Here is a 3,612-nt window from a genome sequence, read left to right on the forward strand (position 1 = left end):
CCCCTAGCGCAAACTAGGGGGCAGTGTTCATTCGCAAGGAAAAACAAATGAACCGTACCATCATATCAAAAAAGGGCGAGATAAGCAACGCCTTTTCCCGCCCACGCACCGACCACGCCGCCCAAGACGCCATGTTGGCGGAATTTGTGCGTGGCGGCGGTAAAATCACCGTGTATGATGCGCCTGATGTGCGTAAAAAACCGACAAAACGTGTGGAAAAGCCTGCCAAAAAACCGCCCAAAAAGAGCGAGCGCAAGCTCAGCCAGCACGATAAAAAGCTGCTCAAATGGGTGGAATACATGCGCAAAAGACCCGTACACCGAAGCCTGCTGCCCAAGCTTTTCGGCATTGGTAACAGCAAATGCGTGATGACAAATAACATTCACAAAGTGGCGATGGTATTTAACGCCAAAGTGGTAAAACGCCACGCCAACGCAGCAGAAGCCAAGCTGTACGGTGAGGGCTATGTGTATTTTATCGGGGGCGATGATGAATAGCCAATGTGAGCGCATTTTAAAACGGCTGGAGCAAGGCTAGCGGCTGTCTGTTCGCCAAATCATTGGGCGTATGTGGATACTAGACCCACGCAAGCGCATCAGCGAACTGCGAGAGCGTGGACACGACATCAAAGACGAAAAGCCGTTATAAGGTGTATTTTTTATGAGTAATTTTATTCCAAACAGCTTTCAAGTGCCGAATGCCTTCGTTGATGAAATGCTGGATAAGATAAGCGGCAACGCTTGCAAGGTTTACCTGCTCATCGTGCGCAAAACACGCGGCTGGAACAAAGAAGCTGACCGTATCAGTTACAGCCAAATTCAAAGAGCGGCAGGTATCGCCCGCGCCACAGTTTCAGGCGCACTTGACGAGTTAGAAGCACACGGTTTAATCAAGGTAAAACACGGTGGCGAAAAATCTGCCAATGAATACAGTTTGAACGACGATTTTAGCGGTTCAAAAATTGAACCAGTCAAAAACTGTACTAGTTCAAAAAATGCACCAGCTGGTTCAAAAATTGAACCAAAACCTAGTTCAAAAATTGAACACACAGAAATACATAATACAAAAACAACTTATACAAAAAACAAGAGTGAGTATGTACATACGCACCAAAATCTTGAAAATCCGAAAGACTTACAATCGGACGAACAGGCTGGTAAAACTTCATCAGCCAAAAAATCAAACGCAGATAAAAAATTCAAAAAATACCTAACCGCTGATGATTTGGTAAATCTTACTTTGTCGGACTGTAAATTTTCAGACGATGATTTAAGAAATTATCCGAACCTTGGCGAATGGATTTTTGTGGGTATGGATAGCCAAATCGCAAGCGATTACCTAGCACAGCGAAGCAAGGGATTAACCTTGACCGCTTTAAAAATGACCGTAAGACAGGCAAGCATTGCGGGCTTAACACTTTGCCAAGCCCTTGAAGTTTGTATTACCACAGGAAAGGGCTGGGATACTTTTAACGCCGAATGGTACGCCAATCGCCAAAAACCTTTTACACCACAGCCAAAAAACCGCATGGAAGAATTGCGCCAAATGACGAGCAATGCCGCAACGAATTTTTACGTTGATGATTTGCCACAAGTAGGGTTTTATCATGAGTAACCTTGTCAAAATTACAAGCCCAGAACACCTAACAGCCATCATCAAAGCCATTGTGCCACGCAGTTTTGAAAAAACCTTTGGCGAGCTTAGCACTCACGAAATCGTGGCAGGTTTTATGTTTTGCACAAGTGGGCTTAGTCAAAACGAATTAAACGCAGGCTTGCAGAAAATCACACAGATGGGATATTGCCCTGACCCTGCGATGTTTGCCAAGTGGTGTAAGGGGTTAGAAGGTTTTGATAACACAGACGCAATCGCCGATAGCTACGTTGGCAAAGCAGCCGCCCTTGAAAACATCGAAAAATGGCTGGCAAGCGATGGCAAAACGCAAATCACGGTAGCCGAAAAAACCGCTTATGACGCAAGTTACCGAGCGTGGCAAAACATGGCAAGCCAAGCGGATAAAACCCACGCAAGGCAGGCTTTCAAGGATTTTTACGAAGCGCAAGTGGCAAAACTGGTAGCCGAGCGCAAACCTTGTGAAATTTACATACCGCCAATCGCAATCGCTAGACCAAGCCAAGCACAAACGGTAAACCACGAGCAGGCGATGGCGGAGATGCAAAGAAAAATCGCAAGGGGCTTACATGGTAGAGCTTGATTTACCCTTTCCGCCATCGGTTAATACTTACTGGCGCAAATACGGCAACCGCATAGTGCTATCAAAACAAGCCAAAGAATTTAAGGCAGCCGTAATGAGCCGTAGAGCAGGCAAATTTGGCGATAAGCGCTTAGGGGTATCAATCACCCTACACGCACCCACTAAGCGCAAATACGACCTTGATAACCGCTTAAAAGCATTGTTTGACGCACTACAGACAGCAGGCGTGTTTGATGATGACGAGCAGATAGATTTTATCAACGTGCAGCGTGGCGAGATTAAAAAGGGCGGTGCGTGTGTTGTAAAGATTTGGGAGGTAGCTTGAGCAAAGCAAAAGTTGAGCGTGTGCTAACAGACTATGATGGCAATTCATCGAGCAAGAAAACACATCAGAGGGCAAATTAGATGATAAATATTCAACAAAACAAAGTCAAAGATGAAATGGTGCAAACAGTCAATGCAAGACATTTGCATAAAAATTTAGGCGTTAAAAGCCGTTTTAATGATTGGATAAAAATACGAATTCATGAATATGGTTTTATCCAAAATGTAGATTATATTTTGGTTACTGAAAAAATAGTAACCAAAACTCGAGGTGGTAACCGCAAGGCTACCAATGACTACCACCTAACTTTGGATATGGCAAAAGAGCTAGCGATGGTAGAAAAAACCGAAAAAGGCAGACAAATACGTCGCTATTTTATCGAGTGTGAAAAACGTTTAAATGATGACATTCTATCTATAGGAATGCAGCTTGAGCGAGCATTGCTGGAAAAAGAACATTTAGAACGTGTTCTTAGCAACGCAGGGTATGTTTTAAACAAAGGAGGCAGGCATTTAAAACCTATTTTACTTGCCAAAATTAACAAACTGCAAGATGAGCTACAGCCAAGTCTTCCATTTAAGGAGCATATTAGATGATTTTAGCATATTTGATTTTATTTTTAGTAGTGGTGGTAGGTATCGCTGCCGCTATCCAAGCTGACCCAAAAAACCAATACAAAGACCATGACAACCTATCTTAACCTAACCACAAACCAAACCGCCAAAGTCAACAGCCAAAAAGCCGATGATAACGGCGATGTGTGGGTAGAGATTGATGGGGGAATGCCTGTCAAGAGAAATTGGGACGAGTTTATCAGTGAGTTTAATTGTATGGTAAAGGAGCATTAAATGATTAACACCAAATGGCAACCAAAGCGTGATGACAGCGTCACAGTAACCGTCGTGCATGATGATGACGACAAAGTCACCGTAGCATACGGGCAAACTAAAGCACATTATGACAAACAGCGGTTTTTTGAACTGTTTAAGCCTGCTGACAACAAGCCCAAAGCAGGCGATATTTGGCGTTTTGAGGACGGCGAGGTGTTTGTATTTGCCGTTAATGACGAATG

The 3,612-nt window shown here is 43.9% G+C and carries 8 protein-coding genes; all 8 read left to right on the forward strand.

The window, feature by feature from the left end; translation table 11 throughout:
• Positions 1 to 47 precede the first annotated feature (47 nt).
• Entirely contained in the window at positions 48 to 497 is a 450-nt protein-coding gene (locus B0181_RS09185; RefSeq protein ID WP_078277214.1) for a hypothetical protein, read from the forward strand.
• 58 nt (positions 498 to 555) lie between these two features.
• Complete coding sequence (locus tag B0181_RS12505) at positions 556 to 648, forward strand: helix-turn-helix domain-containing protein (protein WP_425452028.1); 93 nt, start codon at positions 556 to 558, stop codon at positions 646 to 648.
• Positions 649 to 660: 12 nt separating this feature from the next.
• On the forward strand, positions 661 to 1,614 hold the full coding sequence (locus tag B0181_RS09195; RefSeq protein ID WP_078277216.1) for a replication protein: 954 nt from the start codon (positions 661 to 663) through the stop codon (positions 1,612 to 1,614).
• Positions 1,607 to 2,215 carry a hypothetical protein gene (locus B0181_RS09200; protein ID WP_078277217.1) on the forward strand — a complete coding sequence of 203 codons (609 nt, stop codon included), beginning with the start codon at positions 1,607 to 1,609 and terminating at the stop codon, positions 2,213 to 2,215. The genes B0181_RS09195 and B0181_RS09200 overlap by 8 nt, the downstream gene beginning before the upstream one ends.
• Positions 2,202 to 2,540, forward strand: a complete 339-nt coding sequence (locus B0181_RS09205) for a RusA family crossover junction endodeoxyribonuclease (protein ID WP_078277218.1) — start codon at positions 2,202 to 2,204, stop codon at positions 2,538 to 2,540. Before B0181_RS09200 ends, B0181_RS09205 begins: the two co-directional genes overlap by 14 nt.
• Before the next feature lie 80 nt (positions 2,541 to 2,620).
• On the forward strand, positions 2,621 to 3,136 hold the full coding sequence (locus tag B0181_RS12135; protein WP_078277219.1) for an antA/AntB antirepressor family protein: 516 nt from the start codon (positions 2,621 to 2,623) through the stop codon (positions 3,134 to 3,136).
• 87 nt (positions 3,137 to 3,223) lie between these two features.
• Entirely contained in the window at positions 3,224 to 3,388 is a 165-nt protein-coding gene (locus B0181_RS12140; RefSeq protein ID WP_158078961.1) for a hypothetical protein, read from the forward strand.
• Positions 3,389 to 3,612: hypothetical protein (locus B0181_RS09215; protein ID WP_143821598.1), on the forward strand; the 224-nt coding region annotated here is incomplete at its 3' end.

This window comes from Moraxella caviae, from assembly GCF_002014985.1.
Classification (GTDB): Bacteria; Pseudomonadota; Gammaproteobacteria; order Pseudomonadales; family Moraxellaceae; genus Moraxella; species Moraxella caviae.

Excerpts from the sequence above, each read along its gene's own strand:
- B0181_RS09205 (WP_078277218.1), top strand. The coding sequence starts at position 2,202 with ATGGTAGAGCTTGATTTACCCTTTCCGCCATCGGTTAATACTTACTGG.
- B0181_RS09200 (WP_078277217.1), top strand. The coding sequence starts at position 1,607 with ATGAGTAACCTTGTCAAAATTACAAGCCCAGAACACCTAACAGCCATC.
- B0181_RS12135 (WP_078277219.1), top strand. The coding sequence starts at position 2,621 with ATGATAAATATTCAACAAAACAAAGTCAAAGATGAAATGGTGCAAACA.
- B0181_RS09185 (WP_078277214.1), top strand. The coding sequence starts at position 48 with ATGAACCGTACCATCATATCAAAAAAGGGCGAGATAAGCAACGCCTTT.
- B0181_RS12140 (WP_158078961.1), top strand. The coding sequence starts at position 3,224 with ATGACAACCTATCTTAACCTAACCACAAACCAAACCGCCAAAGTCAAC.
- B0181_RS09195 (WP_078277216.1), top strand. The coding sequence starts at position 661 with ATGAGTAATTTTATTCCAAACAGCTTTCAAGTGCCGAATGCCTTCGTT.